This is a genomic window from Deinococcus phoenicis, assembly GCF_000599865.1.
In the GTDB taxonomy this organism is placed as follows: domain Bacteria; phylum Deinococcota; class Deinococci; order Deinococcales; family Deinococcaceae; genus Deinococcus; species Deinococcus phoenicis.
Window position 1 is genome coordinate 1 of the sequence record NZ_JHAC01000034.1, and the last position, 24,594, is coordinate 24,594.

Annotated in this window: 29 protein-coding genes; 20 read left to right on the top strand and 9 right to left on the bottom strand. The window is 69.8% G+C overall.

What is annotated here, in order from left to right; genetic code table 11:
- The 4 genes from DEIPH_RS11605 to DEIPH_RS11620 all read right to left on the bottom strand — a co-directional run.
- On the bottom strand, nucleotides 1-231 hold a 231-nt coding region (locus DEIPH_RS11605; protein ID WP_034358202.1), incomplete at its 3' end, for a winged helix-turn-helix transcriptional regulator.
- Nucleotides 232-299: 68 nt separating this feature from the next.
- A complete protein-coding gene (locus DEIPH_RS11610) occupies nucleotides 300-1,133 on the bottom strand; it encodes an HpcH/HpaI aldolase/citrate lyase family protein (protein ID WP_034358204.1) in 834 nt (277 codons plus the stop codon).
- A gap of 317 nt (nucleotides 1,134-1,450) precedes the next feature.
- Complete coding sequence (locus DEIPH_RS11615; RefSeq protein ID WP_034358207.1) at nucleotides 1,451-1,834, bottom strand: VOC family protein; 384 nt, start codon at nucleotides 1,832-1,834, stop codon at nucleotides 1,451-1,453.
- Nucleotides 1,835-1,929: 95 nt separating this feature from the next.
- Nucleotides 1,930-2,832 (bottom strand): RIO1 family regulatory kinase/ATPase domain-containing protein, encoded by a 903-nt coding sequence (locus tag DEIPH_RS11620; RefSeq protein WP_081790898.1) that lies wholly within the window; start codon nucleotides 2,830-2,832, stop codon nucleotides 1,930-1,932.
- A gap of 451 nt (nucleotides 2,833-3,283) precedes the next feature.
- Between DEIPH_RS11620 and DEIPH_RS11625 the strand changes: the two genes are divergently transcribed.
- The 3 genes from DEIPH_RS11625 to DEIPH_RS11635 all read left to right on the top strand — a co-directional run bounded on the left by DEIPH_RS11625 (nucleotide 3,284) and on the right by DEIPH_RS11635 (nucleotide 6,603).
- On the top strand, nucleotides 3,284-4,381 hold the full coding sequence (locus DEIPH_RS11625) for a magnesium transporter CorA family protein (protein ID WP_081790899.1): 1,098 nt from the start codon (nucleotides 3,284-3,286) through the stop codon (nucleotides 4,379-4,381).
- 249 nt (nucleotides 4,382-4,630) lie between these two features.
- On the top strand, nucleotides 4,631-6,274 hold the full coding sequence (locus DEIPH_RS11630) for a RecQ family ATP-dependent DNA helicase (RefSeq protein WP_034358209.1): 1,644 nt from the start codon (nucleotides 4,631-4,633) through the stop codon (nucleotides 6,272-6,274).
- A 110-nt stretch (nucleotides 6,275-6,384) separates the two neighbouring features.
- The gene (locus tag DEIPH_RS11635; RefSeq protein ID WP_051517334.1) at nucleotides 6,385-6,603 is read left to right on the top strand and encodes a DUF2795 domain-containing protein; all 219 of its coding nucleotides are present in this window, start codon (nucleotides 6,385-6,387) and stop codon (nucleotides 6,601-6,603) included.
- Between the two features lie 78 nt (nucleotides 6,604-6,681).
- Here DEIPH_RS11635 and DEIPH_RS11640 read toward each other — a convergent pair whose 3' ends face one another.
- Entirely contained in the window at nucleotides 6,682-7,638 is a 957-nt protein-coding gene (locus DEIPH_RS11640; protein ID WP_034358211.1) for an ABC transporter substrate-binding protein, read from the bottom strand.
- A 108-nt stretch (nucleotides 7,639-7,746) separates the two neighbouring features.
- On the opposite strand from DEIPH_RS11640, the gene DEIPH_RS11645 reads away from it, so the two are divergent.
- The gene (locus tag DEIPH_RS11645) at nucleotides 7,747-7,950 is read left to right on the top strand and encodes a hypothetical protein (protein WP_034358213.1); all 204 of its coding nucleotides are present in this window, start codon (nucleotides 7,747-7,749) and stop codon (nucleotides 7,948-7,950) included.
- A 98-nt stretch (nucleotides 7,951-8,048) separates the two neighbouring features.
- Nucleotides 8,049-8,912 carry a hypothetical protein gene (locus DEIPH_RS11650; protein ID WP_034358215.1) on the top strand — a complete coding sequence of 288 codons (864 nt, stop codon included), beginning with the start codon at nucleotides 8,049-8,051 and terminating at the stop codon, nucleotides 8,910-8,912.
- A 69-nt stretch (nucleotides 8,913-8,981) separates the two neighbouring features.
- On the opposite strand, the gene DEIPH_RS11655 is transcribed toward DEIPH_RS11650, so the two are convergent.
- Nucleotides 8,982-10,982: a S9 family peptidase gene (locus tag DEIPH_RS11655; RefSeq protein ID WP_034358216.1), complete on the bottom strand. Its 2,001-nt coding sequence runs from the start codon at nucleotides 10,980-10,982 to the stop codon at nucleotides 8,982-8,984.
- 200 nt (nucleotides 10,983-11,182) lie between these two features.
- Here DEIPH_RS11655 and DEIPH_RS11660 point away from each other — a divergent pair, with 200 nt between their 5' ends.
- The 4 genes from DEIPH_RS11660 (at nucleotide 11,183) to DEIPH_RS11675 (ending at nucleotide 13,626) form a co-directional block, all read left to right on the top strand.
- Nucleotides 11,183-11,374, top strand: coding sequence for a hypothetical protein (locus DEIPH_RS11660; protein WP_034358218.1), 192 nt, complete (start codon nucleotides 11,183-11,185; stop codon nucleotides 11,372-11,374).
- Between the two features lie 70 nt (nucleotides 11,375-11,444).
- A complete protein-coding gene (locus tag DEIPH_RS11665; protein WP_034358220.1) occupies nucleotides 11,445-12,566 on the top strand; it encodes a M20 family metallopeptidase in 1,122 nt (373 codons plus the stop codon).
- A 70-nt stretch (nucleotides 12,567-12,636) separates the two neighbouring features.
- Complete coding sequence (locus tag DEIPH_RS11670; RefSeq protein WP_034358222.1) at nucleotides 12,637-12,939, top strand: hypothetical protein; 303 nt, start codon at nucleotides 12,637-12,639, stop codon at nucleotides 12,937-12,939.
- A 153-nt stretch (nucleotides 12,940-13,092) separates the two neighbouring features.
- A complete protein-coding gene (locus tag DEIPH_RS11675) occupies nucleotides 13,093-13,626 on the top strand; it encodes a DUF4142 domain-containing protein (protein ID WP_034358224.1) in 534 nt (177 codons plus the stop codon).
- Nucleotides 13,627-13,679: 53 nt separating this feature from the next.
- Here DEIPH_RS11675 and DEIPH_RS11680 read toward each other — a convergent pair whose 3' ends face one another.
- Nucleotides 13,680-14,333, bottom strand: coding sequence for a PIG-L deacetylase family protein (locus DEIPH_RS11680; RefSeq protein WP_034358225.1), 654 nt, complete (start codon nucleotides 14,331-14,333; stop codon nucleotides 13,680-13,682).
- A gap of 75 nt (nucleotides 14,334-14,408) precedes the next feature.
- Between DEIPH_RS11680 and DEIPH_RS11685 the strand changes: the two genes are divergently transcribed.
- From DEIPH_RS11685 to DEIPH_RS11710, 6 genes are all read left to right on the top strand, one after another.
- On the top strand, nucleotides 14,409-15,404 hold the full coding sequence (locus tag DEIPH_RS11685) for a GNAT family N-acetyltransferase (protein WP_034358227.1): 996 nt from the start codon (nucleotides 14,409-14,411) through the stop codon (nucleotides 15,402-15,404).
- Nucleotides 15,401-16,378, top strand: coding sequence for a GNAT family N-acetyltransferase (locus DEIPH_RS11690; protein WP_034358230.1), 978 nt, complete (start codon nucleotides 15,401-15,403; stop codon nucleotides 16,376-16,378). The genes DEIPH_RS11685 and DEIPH_RS11690 overlap by 4 nt, the downstream gene beginning before the upstream one ends.
- Before the next feature lie 237 nt (nucleotides 16,379-16,615).
- Nucleotides 16,616-17,308, top strand: coding sequence for a hypothetical protein (locus tag DEIPH_RS11695; protein ID WP_034358233.1), 693 nt, complete (start codon nucleotides 16,616-16,618; stop codon nucleotides 17,306-17,308).
- A gap of 94 nt (nucleotides 17,309-17,402) precedes the next feature.
- On the top strand, nucleotides 17,403-17,948 hold the full coding sequence (locus DEIPH_RS11700; protein WP_034358236.1) for a VUT family protein: 546 nt from the start codon (nucleotides 17,403-17,405) through the stop codon (nucleotides 17,946-17,948).
- Nucleotides 17,945-18,310, top strand: a complete 366-nt coding sequence (locus tag DEIPH_RS11705; RefSeq protein ID WP_034358239.1) for a hypothetical protein — start codon at nucleotides 17,945-17,947, stop codon at nucleotides 18,308-18,310. Before DEIPH_RS11700 ends, DEIPH_RS11705 begins: the two co-directional genes overlap by 4 nt.
- Nucleotides 18,311-18,367: 57 nt before the next feature.
- Nucleotides 18,368-18,598 carry a hypothetical protein gene (locus tag DEIPH_RS11710; RefSeq protein ID WP_034358242.1) on the top strand — a complete coding sequence of 77 codons (231 nt, stop codon included), beginning with the start codon at nucleotides 18,368-18,370 and terminating at the stop codon, nucleotides 18,596-18,598.
- A 7-nt stretch (nucleotides 18,599-18,605) separates the two neighbouring features.
- Here DEIPH_RS11710 and DEIPH_RS11715 read toward each other — a convergent pair whose 3' ends face one another.
- Both DEIPH_RS11715 and rimO read right to left on the bottom strand, forming a co-directional pair.
- Nucleotides 18,606-19,748 (bottom strand): prepilin peptidase, encoded by a 1,143-nt coding sequence (locus DEIPH_RS11715; protein WP_034358244.1) that lies wholly within the window; start codon nucleotides 19,746-19,748, stop codon nucleotides 18,606-18,608.
- Nucleotides 19,749-19,844: 96 nt separating this feature from the next.
- Nucleotides 19,845-21,350, bottom strand: a complete 1,506-nt coding sequence (rimO, locus tag DEIPH_RS11720; protein WP_034358246.1) for a 30S ribosomal protein S12 methylthiotransferase RimO — start codon at nucleotides 21,348-21,350, stop codon at nucleotides 19,845-19,847.
- 161 nt (nucleotides 21,351-21,511) lie between these two features.
- Between rimO and minD the strand changes: the two genes are divergently transcribed.
- From minD to DEIPH_RS11740, 5 genes are all read left to right on the top strand, one after another.
- Complete coding sequence (gene minD, locus DEIPH_RS11725) at nucleotides 21,512-22,312, top strand: septum site-determining protein MinD (RefSeq protein WP_034358248.1); 801 nt, start codon at nucleotides 21,512-21,514, stop codon at nucleotides 22,310-22,312.
- A 1-nt stretch (nucleotide 22,313) separates the two neighbouring features.
- Complete coding sequence (minE, locus tag DEIPH_RS11730; protein ID WP_034358250.1) at nucleotides 22,314-22,571, top strand: cell division topological specificity factor MinE; 258 nt, start codon at nucleotides 22,314-22,316, stop codon at nucleotides 22,569-22,571.
- Nucleotides 22,572-22,656: 85 nt separating this feature from the next.
- The gene (locus DEIPH_RS20815; RefSeq protein WP_051517335.1) at nucleotides 22,657-23,103 is read left to right on the top strand and encodes an SDR family NAD(P)-dependent oxidoreductase; all 447 of its coding nucleotides are present in this window, start codon (nucleotides 22,657-22,659) and stop codon (nucleotides 23,101-23,103) included.
- Nucleotides 23,070-23,537, top strand: coding sequence for an SDR family NAD(P)-dependent oxidoreductase (locus DEIPH_RS20820; protein WP_051517336.1), 468 nt, complete (start codon nucleotides 23,070-23,072; stop codon nucleotides 23,535-23,537). Before DEIPH_RS20815 ends, DEIPH_RS20820 begins: the two co-directional genes overlap by 34 nt.
- A gap of 70 nt (nucleotides 23,538-23,607) precedes the next feature.
- Entirely contained in the window at nucleotides 23,608-24,552 is a 945-nt protein-coding gene (locus DEIPH_RS11740) for an aldo/keto reductase family protein (RefSeq protein ID WP_034358252.1), read from the top strand.
- Nucleotides 24,553-24,594 lie beyond the last annotated feature (42 nt).

The window sequence follows — 24,594 nt, forward strand, 5'->3', positions numbered from 1 at the left end:
GCGGGCCTTCACGTCCAGGTTCGCGCCGCCGACCACCACCACGCGCGGGTGATCTTCCGGCGCGACCACGTACCCCCGGCCTAGCAAAGCGCCCTTCCGCGTCAGGTTGCTCACGTGGACGTTCACCGCCGCGCGGGAGGTGCCCAGGCGGCGGGCGAGTTCCTCCGGGGTACTGAGGGGAGACTCACGGATCAGGGCGAGGAGATCACGCTCACGGTCAGTCAGGGACATGGCTTAACTATAATAAGCCGCTTTATCATGATAAGCAAGACCGGAACATGGCGTCGGTCAGGGGACCTTCAACGCGGTTCCGGCCTCGTCGTCTGCCACAGGTCGAGCACTTCCCTGGCCTCATCCGCATGCATCTGTTCGACCAGGCCCCCCCGCCAGACGGCGACACTTTTGCCCTCCGTGCGGGCCTGTTCCCACGCGGCGAGGAGGGAGCGGGCTGCGTCGGCCTCCGCGTCCGTCACGCCGAAGGCTGTGTTGGCAGGCTCCACCTGATCCGGGTGGATGACCGTCTTTCCGGCAAAGCCCAGGGTGCGGCCCTGCTCGCACTCGCGCGCGAACCCTGCCGGATCGCGCACGTCGTTGAAGACGGCGTCCAGCGGGAGCTTGCCGTACGCCCGCGCGGCCAGCACCACCGCCGACAGGGCGGGCAGCAGCGGCAGGCGCCCGGGGTGGGGCCGGGTCCGCAGCGCCCGCGCGAGGTCGTTCGCGCCCACCAGCAGGCCCGCCACGCCCGGCGTCGCCGCGATCTCCGGGGCACGCAGCACGCCCAGCGGCGTCTCGATCATCGGCCAGAGGGGCACGCGCAGGTGGAGTTCACGCACCGTGCGGGCATCTTCCACCTTGGGCAGCACCAGGCCGTCCACGCCCGCCAGCAGGGCCATCTCACGGTCGGCGTGTTCCCAGGGCGTGCCCAGCCCGTTCACGCGCACCAGCACCGGGCAGGCCCAGCGGATCGTCAGGGCCGCGCGCACGTTCGCCCGCGCCGCGTCCTTGTGTTCGGGGGCCACGGCGTCCTCCAGATCGAGGATCACCGCGTCGGCACGCAGCGTCCGGGCCTTCTCGATGGCGCGCGGCTTGTCGCCTGGCACGTACAGCACCGAGCGCAGCGGGTCAGCGCTCACGCGCGGCGTCCTTGTGACGCTTGGCCGCGCCCGACGCGAGCAGGAAGGGCAGCAGGGCCAGCAAGAACCTCAGGGGACGTTGCATGGGTTCAGGTTACTTGCCCGGCTCACGGACACGGAGTCCTGCAACTTTCAATGCTTGAGCCACGACCAACCCCGTTTCCTGAACGGTGAAGGTCACTCCCTCTGGGGCGGACCAATCTGCCACGGTGGACTCGCCCTCCGCCGTCTCTTGGATATTCAGGAGAAGGTTGAAGGCAGGGCGTCCAGATTCATGGAGTCGCGCTCAACATCGCTCGCCACGATGAATTCAAGACTCATTCCAGCCCCCAGATGCTCGCGGGTGCCAGTTCCAGCACGTTCCCGGCGGGGTCCTCGAAGTACAGGCTCTCGCCCCGGTTACCCCAGGCGTAGCGGGTGACCTTCAGGCCGTGCCCTTCCAGCCGTGCCTGCCAGGTATCTGTTTCTTCACGTCCAATGCTCAGGCAGGCGTGGCCGCCCGGCTTCCCGGCGTGCGCGGGGACATCGCCCGGCTGTGAACTGGCCACCGGATCGAAGATCAGCAGCATGCTGCCTTCCAGTCGGTAGAACAGGTGCCGCCCCGCCGCCTTCCCGAACAGCGTCAGGCCGAGCACCTCCGAATAGAAGGTTTCGGCCCGGCCGAGGTCGTCCACGTACAGGCAGGTTTCGAGGGCGCGCATATCCGGTCCCCAGCATCCGCCGGAGCGCGTCCAGGGTCAATGGGAGGGTCGGCGGCGAGGGGGCCGCCCTACCCGGCGCAGACCCGCAGCGCCACTTACGGCAGCAGCACGCGCGGCTCTGGCCCGGGTCCCAGGGCGCGGCGCTGCACCTCACGCAGGGTCTGCTCGGCGGTTTCGGTCAGGCCGTGCCGGCGGAAGCTGGTCGCCAGGCTCTCGGCATCGCGGCGCAGGAGCTGCTGGAAATTGGGATTCGAGCGGGTCGTGAGCTGCGGAAAGTCGATGATGATCACGGTGTTCTCCCACCACAAGAGGTTGTAGGTGCTGTAGTCGCCGTGCGCGTAGCCCAGCCTCAGCAGGTCGGCCATGCCCTGTACGGCCTGCCGCCACGCGCTGCGGGCCTCTTCCGGCGTGAGACTGGCGTCGCTGAGGCGGGGGGCGGGGGCGTCCTCGCTGCCGATGAGGCGCATCAGCACGGCAGGGGTGGTCTGGGCGTACTCGGAGGGTTCGGGGCCGACCAGCGGCTCGGGGACGTTCAGCCCCGCGCGCCACAGCTGCCACAGGTGCGCGTACTCGGCGCAGACCCAGCCCGCCTGGAGCATCTCCAGCCCCTTGCGGGTGCGGCCCTGCATGGCCCGGGCGGCGCGTTGGTCCAGAATCACCTGACCCTCGCGGTACACGCCGTCGCGTTTGAAGGAGCGGGCTTCCAGGTCGCGGTAGAGCTTGAGCAGGACGCTGCCGCGTGGGCCACGCGCCACGTAGGCCGTGGCTTCCTTGCCGCTCTTGAGTTCGGCGACCACTTCCGTGAGGTGGCCACGATCCAGCAGGAAGCGGATCACGTCGTCGGCCGCGTCGCCCGTCTCGGGGTCGGCGGTCAGGCTTTCTATCCGGCGGCGGCCGAGGGGCTTTCTGGCTCGGGCCTTGTGGCGGCGTTCGGGGAGAACGTCGGCATCGTTCAGCTCGTTATCGAGCCAGGCGTGGCTGGACCGGCGGGCACTCAAGGGGGCCCCGGCGGCGGGTCAGACGCGGGATGGGGCGGGCCGTGCGGCTGGGGGTGCTGCGGATGCGGGTGCGGCAAGGTGACTCCTGGTGGCGGGGGCGAGGATTCCTCTTTCGGTCGCGTTCAGGCTGACAATGATGTTGATGTCGGTCATGCACAGCACCTCCTTCCGGTGTTGCCCCCACGGTAGCAGATGAGGCGGGCGTGAGGCGGCGGCGCGGGCCGGATAGGCCATCACACTTAGGGCGGTGCGCGGTGGAGGTGGCGTCCGGGGAGTGCGGCAGCGGCCTGGAGCTTTCGCCGCGTCCTCGCCTGGGTGCCACCGGGAAAGGTCGCTGGCCCGTCTCCTCCCCACCTTCTGCCTTCTGCCCGGAAACCTTCAAAAAAGGTCAACCCGCTGCCCGCGTGGGCACTGGTTCTCCTCAGCCGCTGTTGCTTCACTGGGGACATCTATGTCCGCCAACTCCACCCGAAGGGCCGCGCGGGGGCCAGAAGACCCGCAGGCGTCAGGCGGCCCCCACCTGTCCGGTCCGGCAAGCCAGGCCCTGACACCGGCTCCCCCCCGCCCGGAAGACGCCGCGCCGGGCCTGCGAACGTATCTGTTCGACGCCGAGGGAGAAGACCGCGAAGTGCAGCTCAGCGAGGCGCTGGTGCGCGGGCTGTGCGCCTCCCAGCTTCTCTGGGTGGACGTGCCGGGCCATCAGGCGGGGGAACTGGAGCAGGTGGCGGCCCTGCTGGGGCTGGACCGGCAGGCCGTGTGGCAGCTGGCCGATCCCACCCCCCGCCCCCAGGTGGAAAGCTACGGGGAGACCTTCCGAGTGGACGTGCAGGCCGTGTGTGAGCAGGGCGGGCGGCTGCGCGGCGACGAGCTGAATATCGTGGTGGGGTCCAACTTTCTGCTGACGGTCCATCCGGAGAACGTGGGCTTTGTCGAGGAGTTCGCCGAGCAGCAGCGGGGGAACGGCAAGGTGGGCCAGCTCACGGCCGAGGCCTTTCTGACGGCGCTGCTCAACTGGCACCTCAACAGCTATCTCCACGAGGTCGAGGCCCTGGAAGGCCGGCTGGACGGGCTGGACGAGGCCATTCTCCAGCGGCCCTCCGACCAGGCCTTTCTGAGCGAGCTGGTGGGCCACCGGCGGCGGGCGGGCGAGCTGCGCCGCCTGCTGACCGATCACCGGGACGTGTACGCGACGCTGTCCCGCCCGGACTTCAAGGCGCTGGCGGACCCCGAATCCGCCCGCAACTTCGACGCCCTGGAAGAACGCTTCGAGCGGGCGGTGGCCGCAGTCGAGGGGCTGCGGGAAGCGATACTGGGTTCGTTCGACCTGTACATGACCAGCCTCGGCCAGCGCACCAACGACACCATGCGGGTGCTGACCGTGGCGACGGTGCTGATGGGGATGTGGGCGCTCGTCGCCGGGGTGTTCGGGATGAACTTCGAGTTGCCCTTCGAGAAGAACGGGCCGCACGGCTTTCTGGTCGTCGTGGTGGCCCTGCTGCTGCTGACCCTTGCGGTGTTCTGGCTGGCCCGCAGGCGGCGCTGGTTGTGACGGCGCCCCCACCTGAAGACCTCTTTATGGACGGCAGGGCGGCTTTCCGAACAGGGTAAAGCCGCGTTGTCCCGCGCAACATCCGGGGCCGGGAGACGGCCGCGACATTGAAGGGCGCTGGCGTTCCGCCTCCCGGCCACAGGTTTTCTGCGGCTCCGGGGGCGGGTCAGAGAAGCCGTCCTCACGGGGGGCCACCCCCCTGTTTCCCATTTCCCGCTTCCAAGAAGCCGTCAGAAAGGAAGCCTCCCCATGCCCAGAGCCACCCGAGACATACAGCGCGCCCAGAGCATTGCCCGTGAAGTCTTCGGCTACGACCAGCTGCACGCGGCCCAGAAGGAGGCTATCGCGTCCGTGCTGGGCGGCCACGACACCCTCGCCATCATGCCGACCGGCAGCGGCAAGTCGGCCATCTACCAGATCGCGGCCCTGTCGCTGGGCGGGCCGACGGTGGTGGTTTCCCCACTGATCGCGCTGCAACGCGATCAGGTGGAGGCCCTGGAGGAAAGCGCGCCCGGTCAGGCGGCCCTGATCAATTCCACCTTGCGTCCGTCCGAGCGTGAGGCGACTTGGGAGGCGCTGGAGGAGGGCGACCTGGAGTTCCTGTTTCTCGCGCCCGAGCAGCTCAGCCGCGCGGACACGTTGGAGCGGCTGCGGGCGGCCCGGCCCTCGCTGTTCGTGGTGGACGAGGCGCACTGCGTCAGCGAGTGGGGCCACGACTTCCGCCCCGAGTACCTGCGGCTGGGGTCGGTGGTGGAGGCGCTGGGGCACCCGACGGTGCTGGCCCTGACCGCGACCGCCGCGCCGCCCGTGCGGGAGGAGATCGTGGAGCGGCTGGGCATGCGGGCCGCCCGCGTGCTGGTGCGCGGCTTCGACCGCCCCAACATCTGGCTCGCGGTCCAGCCGTTCGCGGACGCGGGCACCAAGCGGACCGCGCTGCTGGAGGCCGTGGTAAGCGCCCAGAAGCCGGGCATCGTCTACGCGGCGACCCGCAAGGCGGCGGCGGACGTGGCGCGGGACCTGAAGGAACGCGGCATCCCGGCGGCGGCCTACCACGCCGGAATGCCGGCCCCAGCGCGCGAGGAGGTGCAGACGGCCTTCATGGCCGACGGGCTGGACGTGATCGTGGCGACCACGGCCTTCGGGATGGGCATCGACAAGCCGAACGTGCGCTTCGTGTATCACCTCGACATTTCGGGTTCGGTCGATGCCTATTACCAGGAGATCGGCCGGGCCGGGCGTGACGGAGAACCGGCGCAGGCAACGCTCTTTTACACACCCGCCGACCTCAATCTGCGCCGCTTCTTCGCGGGCAGCGCCCTGATCGACGCCGATCAGGTGGAGCAGGTGTTGCGGGCCGTGGAGGAGCGCGGCGAACCGGTGGACCCCGCCGAACTGCGGGGCGAGACCGGCCTCTCGCAGACCCGCATTCTGAGCGCCGTCAGCCGGCTGGAAGAGGTGGGCGCGCTGGAGGTGCTGCCGGGCGGCGAGGTGACCGCCGTGGCGGGGCAGGACGCGCCGGAAGTGGCGGCCCAGGCGGCGCTGGCGCAGGAAGACCACCGCACCTTCGAGCGTTCGCGGCTGGAAATGATGCGCGGCTACGCCGAGACGAACGCCTGCCGCCGCGAGTTCCTGCTCAACTACTTCGGCGAGGTGTCCAGCCCCCCCTGCCATACCTGCGACAACTGCGCTGCGGGCCTGGTCCACGAAGCGGCTGTCGGGGAAGACCTGCCCTTCGCCCTCGGGAGCCGCGTCGCACACACCACGTTCGGTGAGGGCCAGGTCATGCGCTGCGAGGGCGACAAGGTGACGGTGCTGTTCGACCAGCAGGGCTACCAGACGCTGTCGCTGCCCGTGGTGCTGGAAAACGGGCTGCTGGAGCCGCTGGAGGGCTGAGAACAGGCATCGGCTCCGGTTCAAAGATGAATGAACGGACGGGCGGCAGCATAAGCCGCCGTGAAGGCGACCCGAGGCCAGCCGGCGGACAGCTTCCAGATAATCAGGGCATGGCAAAAATCAATCCCATCCAGCTCCAGAAGCATCTGGGGGGCGTGGACTACCCGGCCAGCAAACGGGACCTGATGGCCGCAGCCGAGCGAAACGGGGCCGACGACGACGTGCGCGCGGCCCTGGAGGCCCTCCCCGACGAGGAGTACCGGACGCCTACCGACGTGAGCCATGCTCTGGGCGGGCAGGCGCGCGACAGGAAGGACGGGAGAAAGTAACGGCGAGTCGGGCCGTAGTGGGGAAGGGAGGAGGGGACAGGCCCCATCCCGGCGTCCCCTTCTCGGCCCGGGTTCGGTTCAGCGGACGGTCTTGCTGATCAGGCTGTTGGTGTAGAAACTCTCCGCTTTGGCCCCGGCGGGCAGGCTGCCCTGTTTGACCAGCGCGGCAATGGCCTTGGTCCAGGCGGCGGGGTTACTGAGGCCCAGGCCACCCGCGCGGGTGGCGGCGCTCTGGATCAGCGGCGTGCTGGCTTTCAGGATGTCGAGGGTGCCGCCGCCACTGCCGAAGACCGGCTGGGCGAGCTTGAAGGCGCGGGCGGGGTCGGTCACCGTGAACTTCAGGCCACGTTGCGAGGCCCGGACCACCTTGCGGGCGAGGTCGCCCGACAGGGTCTTGTCCAGGGTGATCAGGCCCACCCCGACCATCGGGTACGCCTGCGTCACGTCCAGCGTGTAGACCTTCTGCCCGGCATCTCGCAGCTGCACGACCTCGTTGTTTACGAAGCCCACCGCCGCATCCACCCGCCCGGCCCGCACCGCGTCGAGCTGGGTAAAGCCGATGGAGGCGAGGCGCACGTCGCGCCCCTCTTCCAGCCCCGCACTGTCCAGCAGGGCCCGCAGGGCGGCATAGCTGCTGCCGAAGGTGCCGGGAATCCCGACGGTCTTGCCCGACAGGTCGCTGGCGCGGTTCAGGGGCTTGAGGCTGAACACGGTCACGGGGGACTTCTGGTACATCGCCATCACGTACTTCACGGGCGCGCCCTGGTTGCGGGCGAAAATGGCGTCTTCCGGGTCGCCCACCAGAAAATCGAGCTTGCCCTGAAGCAGCAGCGGCATCAGCTCGGAGACGTAGCCGTGCTGAAACTTCACGTTCAGGCCCTCCGAGCGGTAGTAGCCGAGCTTGTCGGCCACGTAGAAGGGCGTGAACTGCACGTTCGGGAGGTAGCCCAGACCGATGTTCACCGTGCGGGGTGTTCCCTGGGCGCACGCGGTGGCCGCAGCCAGCAGGACCAGAAGGGGGAGGGCACGTTTCATGAGGGCGAGTATAGGAGGGCCGGGTGACGCGACCGTGATCCTGCTCGCCCCGGTGCTCGCCCCGGCCCACGGGACACCTGTGGCGGGCAGAAGCGTCATCCTGAGCACATGGATTTCAATTCCTGGCGGCCCGAGGATACCGCCCGCCGCTTCTCGCTGATGCTGGGGGGTAGCCTGGGCACGTTCGCCTTCATCGCGCTGTGGCTGGGCCTGGGCTGGCATCCGCTGCTGGCGGTCCTGGCGGGGGTGGTGGCGGGCGCGCTGCTGCATCTGCTGGCGTATCCGCTCCTGCTGGCCATCTACCGCCGCTGACCCCCACTGCCGCCCAGGTGGTAGACTCCGGGGTACGCCTGCGCGCCCGAGGGGGCCGGCAGCCAGAACAGTGAAGAGGGCGCAGGGAAAGGACGACCATGACCGACGACACCAGGCAGCACACCCCGGACGAGACCGAGACCCCGGAGGAACTGCGGAACATTCTGCCCGAACTTCAGGGCGAACCCGATGAAGACCCCGTGCTGGACGCGCAAGAAGCGCAGCAGGAAGGCCTGAGCGCCGCCCTGGACAGCGGCAACGTGGGGGACGCCGAAGAAGGCGAAGAGGGCGAGGACGAGTACATCGACGCCGACGACCTGCTCGAACTGCTTGTCGAGATGAAGGAAATGCTCGAAGCGCAGAGCAAGGAAATCCGTGGCCTGCGCCGCGAGATGCGCGAACTGCGCGAGAGCCAGGGCGGGCAGGGCGGCGGGTTCCGCCCGCGCGAGGACCGTGGCGGTCAGGGTGGCGGCTTCCGTCCCCGTGAAGACCGTGGCGGTTACCAGGGCGGCGGCGACCGTGGCGGTTTCCGCAGCGACCGCCAGGAAGGTGGGTTCCGCCCGCGCGAGGACCGTGGCGGTCAGGGTGGCGGCTTCCGTCCCCGTGAAGACCGTGGCGGTTACCAGGGCGGCGGCGACCGTGGCGGTTTCCGCAGCGACCGTCAGGAAGGCGGGTTCCGCCCGCGCGAGGACCGTGGCGGTCAGGGTGGCGGGTTCCGTCCGCGTGAAGACCGTGGCGGTTACCAGGGCGGCGGCGACCGTGGTGGGTTCCGTCCCCGTGAAGACCGTGGCGGTCAGGGCGGCGGGTTCCGTCCGCGCGAGGACCGTGGCGGCTTCCAGGGTCAGGGTGGTGGCGACCGCGAGTTCCGGCCCCGCGAGGGCGGCGATGCTGGCGGCGAGGGCTTCCGGCCCCGCGCCCGCGCCGACCGGGGCTGGGGCAACAAGCGCCGCGACGAGGAATAAAGCGCAGTAAGCCAGGGGCAGAGGGCCGGGAAGCGTATCCCGGCCCTCTGCCTTGCTGAGTGGTCGGCCTTACGCTCCGCCCTCCGGCCCCCGCAGCCACCCGTCCAGCCAGGCCAGGTACTCCTCCAGCCGTTTGAGGCGCCGGTCCGGGCGACCCGAGCGGCTGAGTTCGTGGTCCTCTCCGGGAAAGCGCACGAAACGCACCGGAACGCCGTGCAGCCGCAGCGCCGCATACCACTGCTCGGCCTGCTCGACCGGGCAACGGTGGTCCAGCACCGAGTGGACGATCAGGGTGGGGGTGCGGACGTTCTCCACGTACTTCAGCGGACTCATGTCCCAGAGGCGCGGGGCGTCGGCGCTGCGGTGGAAGTTCAGGCCCAGTTCGTCGTCCCAGAAGCGCATCCCGATGTCGGAGGTGCCGCCGAACGAGAGCAGGTTGCAGATGCTGCGGTCGGTGATGGCCGCCTGGAACCGGTCCGTATGCCCGGTGATCCAGTTGGTCATGTAGCCGCCGTAGCTGCCGCCCATGACGCCCGTGCGCGCGGCATCGAGCTGCCCATGCGCGGCGAGGCAGGCGTCGAAAAAGGCCAGCAGGTCCGCCAGGTCCACCGTGCCCCAGCGCCCGAAGATGTCGGACGACCACGCCTGCCCATAGCCGACACTGCCGCGCGGATTGCCGTAACAGACGCCGTAGCCGCGTGCGGCAAACAGCTGGAACTCATGCACGAAGGCGTGTCCGTAGGCCGTGTGCGGCCCGCCGTGGATGCTCAGCAGGGCGGGAGCCGGGGTGTCCCCGCCGGGCAGCAGTACCCAGCCCTCGCCCTGGCCCAGTTCATTCCCGAAGGTCACGCGCTGCGGCGTCCGGGCCGGAAAGGGGAGGCGGTCATGCAGCCGCGTCACCGGCACGCCGTTCAGTTCGACCTCGGGGAAGCGGTCGGCCCGCTCGCGGATCAGGGCCACCCCACCACTGCCCTGACCGCTGGCGGGGCGCGCGGTGAAGCAGGAAATCACGGCCTCCCCGGCGTGGTCGTGGGGCATCACCGTGCCGTCCAGGCCCACCCGGAACAGGCCGCAGGAGCCGCCGACGGTCCTCAGGGTCAGCAGGGTCCGGTCGTCCAGCCACACGGGCCGCTCGGGAAAGGCCCCCACGTGGCAATCCCCGCCCACCAGGTTCCCGACCGGTCGGTCCCCGTCCCCCTCTTCCGAAGGCGCGTCCAGCCGCCGCCAGGAGCCGCCCGGCTCCACCAGAAAGAGGTGGGGGTCCTCGGGGCTGCCCTTGCCCTCGGGGCGACCGACCAGGGCGAGACGCTGGCCGTCCGGGTGAGGCACGGCGGCGGTGATCCCGGCGTTCCAGCGGGTCAGGCGCGTGCGTTCACCGCCGAGCAGCAGGGTGTCCGCCTCCTGCCGCCCCTGTACGGCGTCCTCCTCGGTCGGGCTGGACACCAGCAGCAGACCCCGGCTGTCGGGCCACCAGGCGTACGAGGTGACCTCCACTTCCGGCGCGAGCCACTCGTGCCGTTCCCCGGTCGCCACGTCGTAGCGCCACAGCCGGGCGGGGCGTTCGGGCAACCAGTCGCGCCCGTTGAAGCGGTAGCGCGGGCGGGTAATCACGCGGGCCTCGCCGCGTTCGTCGCGCCGGTCCTCCTCGTCGCCGGGACTCAGGAAGGAGAGCCAGCGCCCGTCGGGACTCCACTGCACGTCCTGCACCGGACCCCTGAAGCGGGTCACCCGTTGCGCCTCGCCCCCACCCAGGGGCAGCAGAAACAGTTGCCCCTTCTGCCCGCCCGCTTCACGCACGAAGGCCAGCGTCTGCCCGTCGGGTGACCAGCGCGGCGAGGTGTCCCGGCCCTCTCCAGCGGTGAGGGGCCGCGCCTCTGCCCCGTCCGAGAGCCACACCTGCGAGCGGTAGCGGGGCCGGGCAAAGTCCGGGGCGGGCTGCTGCGGGTCTTCTTCCTCCACCCTCGACAGGATGAAGGCCACGCGCTGCCCGTCGGGGCTGACCTGCGGGTCGGAGGGAAAGGCGAGGGCCAGCAGACTTTCCGGGCCGGGGACGGCAGGGGGATGAGCCATACCGCAGTCAAGCACAGAGGCCCTGGGGCGGCGCCCGGCCCGCTTCTCATGATCCTTCGCTGAAGACCGAAAGTGCCCGCGCTTGCCGTTCCCAGAGAGAAAAAACCTACACTGAGGGCACCGGGAGCTGCCGGCTCTGTCCACCCAACACACGTGTGTCTCTGCACGGTCTTTTTTCCTGCTTTCCCTGGAGGAACAGCATGCATGAACTCCACTGCACCTGGGTGCCGGGAACCATCGATATTGTTCGCCTGAAAGTCTCGGGCCGGACCATTGAACTCACGAGCACGCGCCTCGCCCGCATTTTCGGGGCACAGGCCCTCAACGACCTGTATCTCAAGGGCCGCACAATTCTGAAGGCCAACCCGCAACAGGTCGCCCTGCTGGCCTGACCTTTGACCTCTGCGCCCCGGACCCCGCCCCCCTGGCCGGTCCGGGGCGGCTTTTTGTGATGGAGGTAGCATGGGCGGCATGCAACCTGACCTTCAGGCGATGCTCGCCGACCTGCGCGCCCTGGCCGAGACCGAATCCCCCTCCACCGATATGGCGGCGGTCAACCGAGTGATGGATCTGGTCGAAAGCTGGGCACTCGACCTCGGCGCGACCACCCACGCCCTGCCCGGCGGTACCCGGCAGTTCAGCTTCGGGGTGGACCCGGACGCGCCGGCCGGGGAACGGCCCGTGCTGATCCTGACCCACGCCGATACCGTCTGGCCGCACGGCACGCTCGCAGAGATGCCCCTGCGGGTCGAGGGGGACCGGCTGTATGGCCCCGGCACCTACGACATGAAGGCCGGCATCGTGGGGGCCTTCCATGCCCTGCGCGCGCTGAAGAGCCAGGGGCCGTGGCCGCGCGGCGGCGTGCAGGTGCTGCTCACCCCCGACGAGGAGATTGGCAGCCACAGCAGCCGGGGCCAGATCGAGGCGGCGGCTCGCAAGGCCCGCGCCGTGCTGGTCGTCGAGCCGCCCGTCGCGGACACGCACGCCCTGAAGGTGGGCCGCAAGGGCGTGGGCGACTTCCGGCTGGCCTTTCACGGGGTCGCGTCGCATGCCGGGAACAAGCCCGAGGAGGGAGCCAGCGCGATCACCGAGGCCGCGCGCGCGGTGCTGGCGGTGCAGGCCCTGGCCCGCCCGGAGGCCGGCACCACCGTCAGCGTCGGCCTGATCCGGGGCGGCAGCGCGACGAACGTGGTGCCCGCCGAATGCGTGCTGGAGGTGGATGTGCGCGTCTCCACCCTGGCCGAAGGCGAGCGCGTCGATGCGGCGATCCGCGCCCTGACGCCCAGCGACCCGCGCGTGCGGCTGGAGGTCACGGGCGGGCTGAACCGGCCCCCCTTCGAGCGCAGCTCCCAGACCGAGCAGCTGTTCGCCCAGGCGCAAGCCATCGCCCGCGAGCTGGGCTTCGAGATCGGCGGGGAGGTGGTCGGCGGGGGCAGCGACGGCAACTTCACCGCGCCCCTGACCCCCACCCTCGACGGCCTGGGGGCACCCGGCGACGGCGCGCACGCCGCCCACGAACACGTACGCCTGGACCGCTGGCCCGACCACGTGCGCCTGCTGACACGCCTGCTGCAAGAAGTGTAAGGAAGCGGCGGGAGGTGGGAGGAGGCGCCCACCTGTGCCCGCGTCCTGCCCCCCGCGCACAGGAGAAGCCATGTTCAATCTTTTCGGCAGGAAGAAAGCCGCCGCCAGCACTTACGTCCGGCAGGAGGACGCCCAGACGTTTCGTGTCCGGGTCCGGACCCTGCGGCACGGCGAGGTGGTCGAGTTCCGCTTTACCAAGGCCGCGCACATCGGCGCGGACGAGGGCGGCGGTTACCTGTTCCGCAAACCGGTCGTCAGCCCGCAGCACTTCGACCGGGGTGAACTGGTCGTGCGCTTCGATGCGCGGTACCGGGTAACGGGGGCAGAGGGCGAGGGCGTGGAGTTTGTCCCCGTGAGCGAGTGGGAAGACTGAGGCGCGTGGGCGCACCGTAGCCTCCGCCACCTTGCGGAGACCCTCAACACTTCCTTTCCCGGATCTCAGGGCGGAGTGAAGGCGCTTGGGTATCAGGACAAGAGCCGGCCTGCCACGCTGGGGTGAACCGTTCCGACCCCGGAGGTCTTCACCATGCAAAAACGCCTTGCTTTTTCTGCCCTCGCCTTTTCCCTCGTTCTCCCCACCGCGCTGGCCGGTGGCATGGCCGGGATGCCGATGGGGCCGGTCAGCACCGCCCAGGTCTCGAACGACACCGATGTCCTGTTCATGGAAGTCATGACCATGAGCAACCTGGCCGAGATCCAGACCTCGCGGCTGGCCCTGAACAGGAGCAGCAGCGCAGCGGTGCGGGCCTTTGCCCAGGAGATGATCACGGCGCATACCCGTGCCCAAGCCGAGCTGAACAACCTGGCCGCCATGAAGGGCGTCCGGTTGACCGACAAGCCAGGGGCCGACCAGCGCCTGCAATACAACAAGCTCAGCACGCTCTCGGGGTCCGCCTTCGACGCGATGTACAAGAAGGTGCAGGTCAGCGGCCACAGCATGACCCTCAACCTGATCCAGACCTACCGCAGCATGGGCAAGGATGCCCAGACCCTCGCCTACGCCGCCAAGACACAGCCGGTGGTCGCGGCGCACCTCGAACACGCGAAGATGCTGCCCTGACCCTCTGCTGCTGGAGAAGGTGCCTGGGACAAACCCAGGCCCTTTTTCATGGCCTATCCCTGCACCTCGTGGAACGTTTCTTCGGTGATCCGTTCGGGAAACTTGCGGATAAAGTCCACGGTGCTCAGCGCCTGGCTGCGGTGGCAGGCGATGGCCTGGAGTTTGCGGCGGACGTGGTGGGTCACGTCGCGGCGCAGGTTCGGCGCGAGCCAGGCGGCGTGTAGGGCCTCGTTCTCGGGGGGCGTGTCGCTGGCGTAGTACCACAGGCGGGGGCGTTCGCCCTCCGGCAGGCTTTCCCACGCCCCGCGAACCGCGCGGTGGGTGGTCACGTGGTCGGGGTGGCCGTTGCTGCCGTTGGGCGGAAAGGTCAGCACGATCTCGGGGCGGTGCCGCTGCATGGCCCCGCGCGCCACCTCCACCAGTGCCTCAAGGGGTTGTTCGGCCAGGTGTTTGTCGGGAAAGGTGTGCTGCTCATGCACCGTCAGGCCGATCACGTCCAGGCAGGCGCGCAGCTCCACCCCGCGCATCCGGGCGAGTTCTTCCGGGCCGTCGCACAGGCCCAGCGTGCGCCCGGCCTCGCCGCGCGTGAGGGTGACCAGGCCGCAGCGGTGCCCTTCCCCCAGCAGGTCCATCAGGGTGCCCGCCGCGCCGTATACCTCGTCGTCGGGGTGCGGCACGATCAGCAGGAGCTTCATCCGTTCGTTCATGCGCCCCAGGATAGGGCGGGCCGGTAGGCCCTGTGGCCGATGCGGGGGCCGGGGGCCGCCGTTCAGGATGGGGCCATGCCCGACCCCGCTTTTATGCTGCGCGCTCCCCGCAAACCCGGCGACTTTCCGGAGACGGCCGCCGTCCTGTCCGCCGCCGACCCCGAGTGGCCCGTCACCCCCGAGCTGCTGCGCGTCTGGGACGAGGCCGCCGATCCGGGGCTGTTTCTGACCGAGCTGGTCGCGGAGCAGGAAGGGCGGGTGGTGGGCGTGGGCCGGGTCGGGCACGACGATTTCGCCTTCGAGGAATGGCGCTACTGGGGCAACCTCAGCGTTCACCCGGATGCGCGGGGGCGGGGCGTCGGTGGGGCGCTGTATGCGGAGCTGCTGGAGCGGGTGCGGACGCGGGGCGCACGCGAACTCCGCACCATGCTGACCGACCAGCCGCACCACGCGCTGGGCCGCGCCTTTCTGGAACGCCGGGGCTTCCGGCCTGTCTGGGAGCGCTACGAATCGCGCCTGGACACGGACCGGGTGGACCTGGACCGCTTCGACGGGTTGCTGTCGCAGGTCGCGGCGGACGGCGCCGAACTCCGGAGCGTCGCGGAGCTGGCCGCCGACCCCGAACGCGACCGGCGGCTGTGGGAACTCGACTGGCGGCTTTTTCAGGACGTGCCGATGGGCAACACGCTGACCAGGCGGCCCTTCGAGACCTGGGTCAAGCAGGAACTGGAGGACCCGACCTTCGCGCCGGAGCTGTCCTTCGTCGCCGTGCGGCCCGGTCTGGAAGATCCCCTCACTGGCCCGTATATCGGCTACTCCACCCTGATGCGGAACCCAGCGGGCTTTTATGTGATCGGCATGACTGGCGTGCGGCGGGGGGACCGGGGCCGGGGTATCGCCAAGGCGCTGAAGGTGGCCGCGATGCGCGCTCTGGCGGCAGCGGGCGGCGGCTCCATCCGCACCTTCAACGACAGACCGAATGTGGCGATGCTGCGCATGAACGAGAAATTGGGCTTCGTGCGCGGCCCCACGCACCTACGCTACGAACTGCGGCTGGAGGAGCAGGCATGACCCTGAACCCCGGTCTGACGCTGCGCGAGGCCGCCGACACCGACGCGCCCGCCCTCGCGGCCCTGCAAGGCGAGGTCTGGCCGCAGCACACCACGACCGCCGAGGCCCTCCTGCACGAGCTGGCGGACCTGCGTGCCCATCCGCTGCGGCCACATGTCTGGCGGCTGGTGGCCGAGGAGGCCGGAGAGGTGGTGGGGCTGGCGTCCGTCCACCAGTTCCCCGGGATGTTCCACCCCGACCGCTACCACGCGGACCTGCTGGTGCGGCCCGCCGCGCAGGGCCGGGGCGTGGGCAGGGCGCTCGCGGCGGCGCTCGAAGCCCACCTGGATGCCCGCCCCGCCCGCGAGGTGCTGGCCGGGACCCAGGAAGATCACCCGCGCGGCCTGGCGTTTCTGGCCCGGCACGGCTTCCGCGAGGCGATGCGCTTTTTCGACAATGTGCTCGACCTGCGCGCCTTCGATCCGGCGCCCTGGGCGGAGGCGGCCCGGCTGCCGGAGGGGCTGCGCCTGCTGAGCCTCCCGGAGCTGATCGCCGAACAGGGCGAGGACGCGGCGTGGCGGGCCTACCACGCTGCTGCCGTGGAAGCCCGCGAGGACGTGCCGCGCACGGGCGAGGCGACGCCGCTGCTGTACGGCGCATTCCGCACCCGTGGCGAACACCCGCAGTTTCTCCCCGCAGGCGTGCTGCTGGCCGTCACGGCCTCGGGCGAGGTCGCGGCCCTGACCGAGCTGTACGCGGACGCGGCCGACCCGGCCCGCCTGAATACCGGCCTGACCGGCACCCGCCGCGCCTGCCGCCGTCAGGGCCTGGCGCTCAGCCTGAAACTCGCCGCACTCGACCTGGCCCGCCGGCGCGGCGCGCAGAGCATCTGGACCGGGAACGCCACCACCAATGTCCCCATGCTCACCCTGAATGAGCGCCTGGGCTTCAGGCCCCGCCCCGCCTGGACCGAGATGAAACGCGGGGAGGTCTGATACGAATTCCGGTTGAACAGTGACAAAAACTGTTCAACCCGGCCGGAGCGAGCCGGAAAGAAGCGGTTGCCGGGAAAGGAGTTACCGAATCGGCGCTTTCCCGATTTGAGAACGGATTGGACGGAAACCGTCTGAGGCCCGGCCTGCCGTTTTCCTGAGGCCGGATCACAGTCTGGGGGCCGCAGGGGGAGATACTCGGAGGGTGCCGCGCCCCTCTCTTCCCCGCCCGGGGTCCCCATGCTGCTGAGCATCGACTGGGACGCCTTCAGCGGGTGTGTGCCGCTGGTCTTCGACGCGCCCATCTGGGGCACACGCGACCGCGAGCATGACCGGCTGGCGGCCTGGTGGGACCGCGCCCGCAAGCGGGAGCCGCAGGCCCCCGGCTGGGCCGCGCTGGAAACGGATTTCCCCCTCTATTCCGGCTGGGAGGCGCTGGAAGCCTACCGGGGGATTCCGGCGGCCGTGACCCTCTCGCACGCGGACGCCTGGGCGTGGCTGGAGCGCTGGCCCGGCCAGGACGTGCTGAACGTGGACAGCCACCACGACCTCGCCAGTTTCAGCGGGGACGGCGCGCGCTTAAGGCCCGGCAACTGGGCGGGCCTGGGCCTGCGCGCGGGCCGCGTCCGCCGCTACACCTGCCTCTATCCCGACTGGCATACCGGGCTGCCCGTGGCCGAGGGCTACGCCCTGGAGCGCACCCGCAGCGAACTCGCGCCGCTCCTGCCGCCGGACGTGCTGGCGCGCGTGACCCTGACGCGCATGACCGCCCCCGGCGCGGGCCTGCCCGACCCGTCGCGGGTCACGGCGCTGCTGCTGGTGCAGTCGCCCGCCTGGACGAACCCCGCCCACGACGCCGAGTTCTGGGGGCTGGCCCGGACCCTGCGCGCCGAGGTGCTGGTCCCGCCGCTGGACCGCTCGGCGTCGGCGTAGGTTCTCGGGCGAGAGGCCCATTTCCACGTGGCCCGGACCTGCTACCCTCTGGGGCGGCCCGTGACCTGTCTTGTCGCTGCGGCCGGAGGACGCCATGACCTATTCCGCCACTGGCCGCATACCCCTGGGGCTGATTGCCCTGTACGCCGCGAGCATCCTGCTTGCCAACGTCACGCTCAACCAGTTCATCCCGCTGCCGGTCTTCGGGCTGCTGAGCGTCGGCACGATCTTCTTCGCGGCGGTGTTCACGCTGCGCGACCGCATCCACCGCGCGGGGGGCCTGAAGGCCGTTTACTTCGCCATTGCGGCGGCGCTGCTGGTCAATACGGTGGCCGCCCTGCTGCTGGGCACCCCCTGGCGCTTTGTCGGCGCGTCGTTCCTGGCGATTCTGGTGGGCGAGCTGGCCGATACCGCCGTGTACCAGCGCCTGATCGAAAAAAGCTGGTGGACGCGGGTGCTGACCAGCAACGCCGTCAGCGTGCCGCTGGATTCCGTCATCTTCACGCTGCTGGCCTTCTGGGGCGACATGAGCAGCCGCGACATCGCACAGATCATCTTCGCGGACATTCTCGCCAAGTACACCATCGCCGCGCTGTTCGCCTTCCGGGTCCGCCACGCCGCCCGCGCCGCCGCGTCATGACACCTGACGCCGCCTCCCGGCTCAAGACCATCCCGAACGCCAGGCCAAACCTGCACACGGTCGTCGAACACGTGCTGCACCTGCCCGAGCTGTGTCCGGCCAGCCACAACCCCGCCCCCGGCAGCACCCTGACGCTGCGCTACGTGGCGGCTGGGCAATTGCTGGAGCTGTTCAGCCTGGACACGTACATCGACGCCTTTATCGGGCATCCGGTGGTGCGCGACATGGAACTCTTCGTGCAGACGGTGGCCCAGGACGCCGCGAACGCTGCCGGGGCCGAGGTGACGGCGTGTGCCGACGTGCGCCTGAACCGGGTCCGGCAGGGGCAGCGGGTGACGGTGGTCGCGGTGCCCGGCCACTGACCGTCAAATGGAAGGGGAGGGGGAGACGCCGGGGCCGCCCGCCGGGTACGGTGGCCCATGACTCGATTCTCTTTCCGGGCGCTGCTGGACCGTATCGGCGGGTCAGGCTTCAAGTGGACGGGTGCCGCGCTTGCCGGGCCGTCCCATGCGCCCCGCCGCCGTGAAGAGGGCGAAGACGGCATCGGCGTCCCGGTGCCTGTCGGTCCCCGCCCCCGCCGGGGCGGAGCGCAGGCCCAGCCCCCGCGCGAGGAAGAGGAGGCGGTGGCGCTGCCCCCCCTGCGCGGCTGAAAGCTTCCTACAGCCCCAGCATGCCCCGGTAGGCCGCGACGATGCTGCCGCCCCAGATCAGGGCCACCACCGCGCCCAGCGCGAGATACGGGCCGAACTTCACGCGGTTCTCGCGTTTCAGGGCCACCTGCACCAGCCCCAGGACCGCGCCCGCGAACACCGCCACCACGACCGCTACCAGCAGCCGCTCCCAGCCCAGGAACGCGCCGATCACGGCGGCCAGCTTCACGTCCCCGAAGCCCATCGCCGAGGGGTCGAAAGGGGCGTCCGCTTCCCCTTCCGGCTCGCGGCGCAGCCACCAGTACACGCCCGCCACCAGGGACGCCGCCCCCGCCGCCGCCAGCGCGCCCTGCACCATCAGGATCAGGCCGGGGCCAGAGCCGGTGCTGCCCAGCATCAGGCTGACCAGAAAGCCGCCCAGCGTGACGATCTCGGGAATACGGACGGTCCGCCGCGCGGCGAGGTTGACGGCGGCGGACACGAGCGCCGCACCCAGCCCCCACCACGGCCCCAGCCACGCCCCGGCCAGCAGCGCGAGGCTGATTTGCTGGTAGCCGATGGGCGTTTCCGGGTATTGCCGCTCGCGGAAGCGCCGCAGCACCCACGATCCCAGCAGGTCGATGGTGACGAGCAGGCCCGCGCCGAGCAAGGCGCCCTGGACCGCCTGCCCGACCAGAGGCAACCCCGCTTCTGCCGCCCCGGAGCGGGTGTTCAGCCACGCGAAGGCCAGCCCCAGCGCGGCGCCCGGCAGCGTCAATTCGTCGGGGATGGTGTAGGTGTCCAGATCGATGGCGCTGGCTACCAGCAGCAGCGTGAACAGCACCATCAGCCCCAGCGTGCCCGCGCCGAAGGTGGTGAAGGGAAACAGCGCCGCAATGACGGCGTAGCCCAGGCCGGTCAGCAGCTCCACCACCGGATACCGCGCCTTGATCGGCGCGCGGCAGTAGCGGCACTTCCCGCCCAGGCTCAGCCAGGAGCCGACCGGTACCAGATCGCGCACCCCCAGGCGGTGGTCGCAGGCCGGGCAGTGGCTGGGCGGGAAGGCAATGTTCTCCCCGCGCGGCAGCCGGTGGATCAGCACGTTCGAGAACGACCCCACCAGCAACCCGAACACGCCAGCGAACACCACGAGCAGAACGTCGAGACTCACCCGCCCAGTGTAGGGGCGGCGGTCTGACAGCGGACTTGCGGCCCATCAGAAGGGGGCGCGGCTTTCCTCAGCCCGCGCCCCCCTGCCGGCCTTCCCTCAATGCTTGCCGAAGTGCCCCAGCTGCGGCACGTTGGGCCGCCACTCGGGCCGCTCCACCACCTCGCCGAAAAGGTCGTACTCGTCACTGTCCTCGATGCGGGCGCGGACGATGTCGCCGATTTTGACCTGCCCCGCGAAGTCGCCCGCATAGAGGTAGACCTGACCGTCGATGCCGGGGGCGTCGCCCTTGGTGCGGCCGATCAACCGGGTGCCGGGCCGGTCGCCCTCGTCGTCGTTGAACTCGTCCACGATCACGTCCATGACGCGGCCCACCTTCTCGGCCAGCTTCTCGGTGCTGATGCGCTGCGCGACCGCCATGAAGCGGGCCAGGCGCTCCTGCTTGACCTCCTCGGGCACCGGGTTGGGCAGGGCGTTCGCGTCGGCCTCCTCCACCTCCGAGTAGGTGAAGGCCCCCACGCGGTCCAGCCGGGCCTCCTCCAGAAAGGTCAGCAGCTCCGCGAAGTCTTCTTCGGTTTCGCCGGGAAAGCCCACGATGAAGGTCGAGCGGATCACCAGTTCGGGGCAGATCTCGCGCCAGCGGCGGATGGTGTCGAGCTGTTTGCCCGCGCCGGGCCGCCGCATCAGCCGCAGGATGCGGGGGCTGGCGTGCTGCATGGGAATATCGAGGTAGGGCAGGATCTTGCCCTGCGCCATCAGCTCCACGATGCGGTCCACGTGGGGGTAGGGGTAGACGTAGTGCATCCGCACCCACGCGCCCATCTCGCCCAGTTTCTCCGCCAGGTCGGTGAGGTGCGCGCGGACCGTTCCGCCCTGAAATTCGCTCTCGCGGTAGCGCACGTCCACCCCATACGCCGAGGTGTCCTGTGAGATGATCATCAGTTCCCGGGTGCCGCCCGCAATCAGGCGGTACGCCTCGTACAGCACGGCCCCCGCGTCGCGGCTGACCTGCCGCCCGCGCAGCTTGGGAATGATGCAAAAGGCGCAGGTGTGGTTGCAGCCCTCCGCAATCTTGACGTAGGCGTAGTGCCGGGGCGTGAGCTTCACGCTGGGCGCGAACACGTCGCCCGCCCGCGTGCCTTCGCGTTCCGGCTGGGCCAGTTCGGGGCGCATCCCCGGCGCGGCCACCGGGAGCAGGCCGGTAAAGGGGTCCAGTTCCACCGGCAGCAGCTCGCGCACGTGCGCCATCACGTCGTCCACCGCTTCCGAGCCGGTGATCGCCGCGACCTTGGGGTGGCGTTCCAGAATCTTCTCGGGCCGCTCGCCCAGGCAACCGGTCACGATCACCCGGCCGCCCGCGTCGAGCGCCTCGCCGATCGCGCTGAGGCTCTCCTCGATGGCGGGCGTGATAAAGCCGCAGGTGTTCACGATCACGGCCTGGGCGTCCTCGTAGCTCGGCGCGACCTCGTAGCCTTCCACCCGCAGCTGCGTCAGGATGCGCTCGCTGTCGACCAGCGCCTTGGGGCAGCCCAGGCTGATAAAGCCGACTCTGGGGGGAGCGGCCTGGGGGGCGGCCACGGCGGGCAGCGGTTCTTTCATCGTCATCTGTGTTCCTCCACGCGGACGCGCCGCCACGTGGGAACACGCCGGGCGCGAGACTCAACCGGGCAGTGTACAGGGCGGGGCGGGCGGGCGGATAGGGCGCGGGTCACAGGAGGGGGCCGCGTCCGCTTCCCCCGGCCCCGCACGCTAGACTGCCGGGCGTTATGAATGCCAAGGTCATCGTCGTCACATCGGGCAAGGGAGGCGTGGGCAAGACCACGACCACCGCGAACATCGGCGCGGCGCTCGCCAAGCTGGGCGAGAAGGTCGTCGTCATCGACGTGGACGTGGGCCTCAGGAACCTCGACGTGGTGATGGGCCTCGAATCCCGCGTGGTGTTCGATCTGGTGGACGTGCTGGAAGGCAAGTGTCGCCTCTCCCAGGCCGTGATCCGCGACAAGCGCGTCGAAACGCTGTACCTGCTGCCCGCCTCCCAGACCCGCGACAAGGACGCCCTCGACCCCGAGGTGTTCAAGGACGTGGTGCGCCAGCTGATCGAGGACGAGGGCTTCGACCGCGTGCTGATCGACTCGCCCGCCGGGATCGAGTCGGGCTTCAAGACGGCGGCGGCCCCCGCGCAGGGTGCGCTGGTCGTGGTGAACCCCGAAGTCTCCAGCGTGCGCGACGCCGACCGCATCATCGGGCTGCTCGAAGCCCAGCAGGTGCGCGAGATCCGGCTGGTCATCAACCGCCTGCGCCCCAAGATGGTCGCCAGCGGCAACATGCTCAGCGAGGCGGACATTCTGGAAATCCTGGGTGTGAAGCCCATCGGGATCATTCCGGAAGACGACGGCATCCTGGTCAGCACCAATGTGGGCGAACCCGCCGTGCTGGGCAAGACCCAGGCCGGGCAGGCCTTTATGGACACCGCCCGCCGCCTCAAGGGCCAGGACGTGCCCTATCCCAAGCTGGAGCAGGACAAGGGCTTCTGGGCCATCTGGCGGCGTCTGTTCGGGGGGGCGTGACATGTTTTCCTGGCTCAACAAGCGCCGCAGCAAGGACACCCTCAAGGACCGCCTGGAACTCGTGCTGGCCTACGACCGCGCGCAGATTCCGCCCGGCAAGGTGGACGCGCTGCGCAACGACCTGCTGGAAGTCGTCAAACGCTACTTCCCGGCGGGGAACAGCAGCGTCGAGGTCGAGCAGCACGGCGACAAGGTGGTGCTGATGGCCAGCATCGCCATCGACGAGAACGTGGAGAACGCCGGACGCCAGGGCCGGTAACGGCGGGCGCGGGACCGGGGGCCGGGGGCACTTGCTTCCCGGCCCCCGCCCGTTTCATGCTGGTCAGGCAGACCGGAGGAACGTCATGACCGAGGTCCAAACGCAAACCGGCAAGAAGCCGCTCTCCGGGCAGGTCGCCCTGGTCACCGGCGCGTCGCGGGGGCTGGGCCGGGCGACGGCGCTGGAACTCGCGGCGGCGGGGGCACACGTGATCGTCACGGCCCGCAGCACGCGGGGGCACGGCACCCAGCCGTCCCTGCCGCACACGACGATCGACGACACGGCCGAGGCTGTCCGCGCGGCCGGGGGGCAGGCCACGCCGCTGAGGTGCGATCACACCGACCCCGCGCAGGTGGAAGCGGTCATCCGGCAGGTCGCGCAGACCCACGGCAGGCTGGACGTGCTGGTGAACAACGCCTGGGGCGCACACGACCGGCAGGCGGCGGGGGGTGGGGGCGAGGTCTGGGACGAGCCGAGCCGCTGGACCAGCTCCGGGACATGCTGCTGGCCGGGGCCTACAGCGATTACGTGACCAGCCTGCTGGCCCTGAAGCACCTGATGGGACCGCAGGGAAGCGGCCTGATCGTTTCCACGACCTGGCATACCGACGAGCCGCCGGGCTGGCTGCCCTACGAGGTCAGCAAGGCGGCCAAAAACCGCCTGGTGTACGCGCTGGGCCACAAACTGCGCGGCACGGGCGTCACGGTGGTGGGCGTCGCGCCGGGCTGGATGCGGACCGAAGTCATGCTCCAGCACCACACCGAGCAGGAACTCGCCGGGCAGACCGAGACGCCGCACTACGCGGCGCGGGGCGTCGTGGCCCTGGCGGGCGACCCGCAGGTCATGCGCCACAGTGGGAAGATTCTGGACGTGGGCGAGCTGGCCGACCTTTACGGCGTGACCGATCTGGACGGCACGCAGCCGCAGTGGTACGCCGCCCACCGGCTTAGGCAGGGCGGGGGTTGACCGGCCCGCTGGCCCTTAACGCCCCCTCAATCTGACGGCCGGTTCTGCTTTACCGGATAAAGTAGCGGGCATGGAATACCGCAATCTCGGCAGAAGCGGCCTCAAGGTCTCGGAAGTGGCGCTGGGCGGCTGGGTCACGTTCGGGCACTCCGTTCACGACCAGCAGATGGTGCGTGACATCGTGCTGAAAGCCTACGAGGAAGGCGTGAACTTCTTCGACCAGGCCGACGTGTACGCGCGCGGCAAGTCCGAGGAGATGATGGGCAGCGTGCTGCGCGAACTGCCCCGCCACACCCTGGTGATCTCCAGCAAGGTCTACTGGCCGATGAGCGACGACGTGAACGACCGGGGCCTCTCGCGCAAGCACATCCTGGAGAGCATCGACGGGAGCCTCAGGCGCCTGGGCACCGATTACCTCGACATCTATTTCGCGCACCGCTACGACGAGAACGTGCCCATGGACGAGATCGTGATGGCCTTCGATCAGGTGATCCGGGACGGCAAGGCGATGTATTGGGGCACCAGCATGTGGCCTGCCGCGCGCATCGCGGAGGCGGTCGAGTTCGCCCGCGCACACGGCCTGCACGCGCCCGTCACCGAGCAGCCCGAATACTCGATGCTGCGGCGTGACCGCGTGGAGGGTGAGATTCTGCCCTACACCGAGAAAGCCGGCGTGGGGCTGGTCGTCTGGAGTCCGCTGGCGATGGGCCTGCTGACCGGCAAGTACGACCAGGGCCAGCCCGAGGGCGCGCGTCTCAGCGAGAACGAGAACTGGGGCAAGAACTTTTTGACCGAGGAGAATATCCAGAAGGTCCGCGACCTGAAGCCCATCGCGGACGACCTGGGCATCACCCGCGCGCAGCTTGCCCTGGCGTGGATCCTGCGGCAGAAGGGGGTGAGCAGCGTCATCACCGGGGCCACCAAGGTCGGGCAGATCGAGGACACCGTCAAGGCGGCGGGCGTGAAGCTCAATGACGACCTGCTGCGCCGCATCGAGGAGATCCTGACGCGCTGAGCGCCGGGCAGCGTCGCACGCGGGGGTGGGCCGTTTCTGGCC

What these genes read in the sequence shown, in the direction of transcription:
- DEIPH_RS11615 (WP_034358207.1), bottom strand. Translation starts at nt 1,834, where the DNA reads ATGCGCGCCCTCGAAACCTGCCTGTACGTGGACGACCTCGGCCGGGCC.
- DEIPH_RS11625 (WP_081790899.1), top strand. Translation starts at nt 3,284, where the DNA reads ATGTCCGCCAACTCCACCCGAAGGGCCGCGCGGGGGCCAGAAGACCCG.
- DEIPH_RS11630 (WP_034358209.1), top strand. Translation starts at nt 4,631, where the DNA reads ATGCCCAGAGCCACCCGAGACATACAGCGCGCCCAGAGCATTGCCCGT.
- DEIPH_RS11635 (WP_051517334.1), top strand. Translation starts at nt 6,385, where the DNA reads ATGGCAAAAATCAATCCCATCCAGCTCCAGAAGCATCTGGGGGGCGTG.
- DEIPH_RS11640 (WP_034358211.1), bottom strand. Translation starts at nt 7,638, where the DNA reads ATGAAACGTGCCCTCCCCCTTCTGGTCCTGCTGGCTGCGGCCACCGCG.
- DEIPH_RS11645 (WP_034358213.1), top strand. Translation starts at nt 7,747, where the DNA reads ATGGATTTCAATTCCTGGCGGCCCGAGGATACCGCCCGCCGCTTCTCG.
- DEIPH_RS11650 (WP_034358215.1), top strand. Translation starts at nt 8,049, where the DNA reads ATGACCGACGACACCAGGCAGCACACCCCGGACGAGACCGAGACCCCG.
- DEIPH_RS11655 (WP_034358216.1), bottom strand. Translation starts at nt 10,982, where the DNA reads ATGGCTCATCCCCCTGCCGTCCCCGGCCCGGAAAGTCTGCTGGCCCTC.
- DEIPH_RS11660 (WP_034358218.1), top strand. Translation starts at nt 11,183, where the DNA reads ATGCATGAACTCCACTGCACCTGGGTGCCGGGAACCATCGATATTGTT.
- DEIPH_RS11665 (WP_034358220.1), top strand. Translation starts at nt 11,445, where the DNA reads ATGGGCGGCATGCAACCTGACCTTCAGGCGATGCTCGCCGACCTGCGC.
- DEIPH_RS11670 (WP_034358222.1), top strand. Translation starts at nt 12,637, where the DNA reads ATGTTCAATCTTTTCGGCAGGAAGAAAGCCGCCGCCAGCACTTACGTC.
- DEIPH_RS11675 (WP_034358224.1), top strand. Translation starts at nt 13,093, where the DNA reads ATGCAAAAACGCCTTGCTTTTTCTGCCCTCGCCTTTTCCCTCGTTCTC.
- DEIPH_RS11680 (WP_034358225.1), bottom strand. Translation starts at nt 14,333, where the DNA reads ATGAACGAACGGATGAAGCTCCTGCTGATCGTGCCGCACCCCGACGAC.
- DEIPH_RS11685 (WP_034358227.1), top strand. Translation starts at nt 14,409, where the DNA reads ATGCCCGACCCCGCTTTTATGCTGCGCGCTCCCCGCAAACCCGGCGAC.
- DEIPH_RS11690 (WP_034358230.1), top strand. Translation starts at nt 15,401, where the DNA reads ATGACCCTGAACCCCGGTCTGACGCTGCGCGAGGCCGCCGACACCGAC.
- DEIPH_RS11695 (WP_034358233.1), top strand. Translation starts at nt 16,616, where the DNA reads ATGCTGCTGAGCATCGACTGGGACGCCTTCAGCGGGTGTGTGCCGCTG.
- DEIPH_RS11700 (WP_034358236.1), top strand. Translation starts at nt 17,403, where the DNA reads ATGACCTATTCCGCCACTGGCCGCATACCCCTGGGGCTGATTGCCCTG.
- DEIPH_RS11705 (WP_034358239.1), top strand. Translation starts at nt 17,945, where the DNA reads ATGACACCTGACGCCGCCTCCCGGCTCAAGACCATCCCGAACGCCAGG.
- DEIPH_RS11710 (WP_034358242.1), top strand. Translation starts at nt 18,368, where the DNA reads ATGACTCGATTCTCTTTCCGGGCGCTGCTGGACCGTATCGGCGGGTCA.
- rimO (WP_034358246.1), bottom strand. Translation starts at nt 21,350, where the DNA reads ATGACGATGAAAGAACCGCTGCCCGCCGTGGCCGCCCCCCAGGCCGCT.
- minD (WP_034358248.1), top strand. Translation starts at nt 21,512, where the DNA reads ATGAATGCCAAGGTCATCGTCGTCACATCGGGCAAGGGAGGCGTGGGC.
- minE (WP_034358250.1), top strand. Translation starts at nt 22,314, where the DNA reads ATGTTTTCCTGGCTCAACAAGCGCCGCAGCAAGGACACCCTCAAGGAC.
- DEIPH_RS20815 (WP_051517335.1), top strand. Translation starts at nt 22,657, where the DNA reads ATGACCGAGGTCCAAACGCAAACCGGCAAGAAGCCGCTCTCCGGGCAG.
- DEIPH_RS20820 (WP_051517336.1), top strand. Translation starts at nt 23,070, where the DNA reads ATGCTGCTGGCCGGGGCCTACAGCGATTACGTGACCAGCCTGCTGGCC.
- DEIPH_RS11740 (WP_034358252.1), top strand. Translation starts at nt 23,608, where the DNA reads ATGGAATACCGCAATCTCGGCAGAAGCGGCCTCAAGGTCTCGGAAGTG.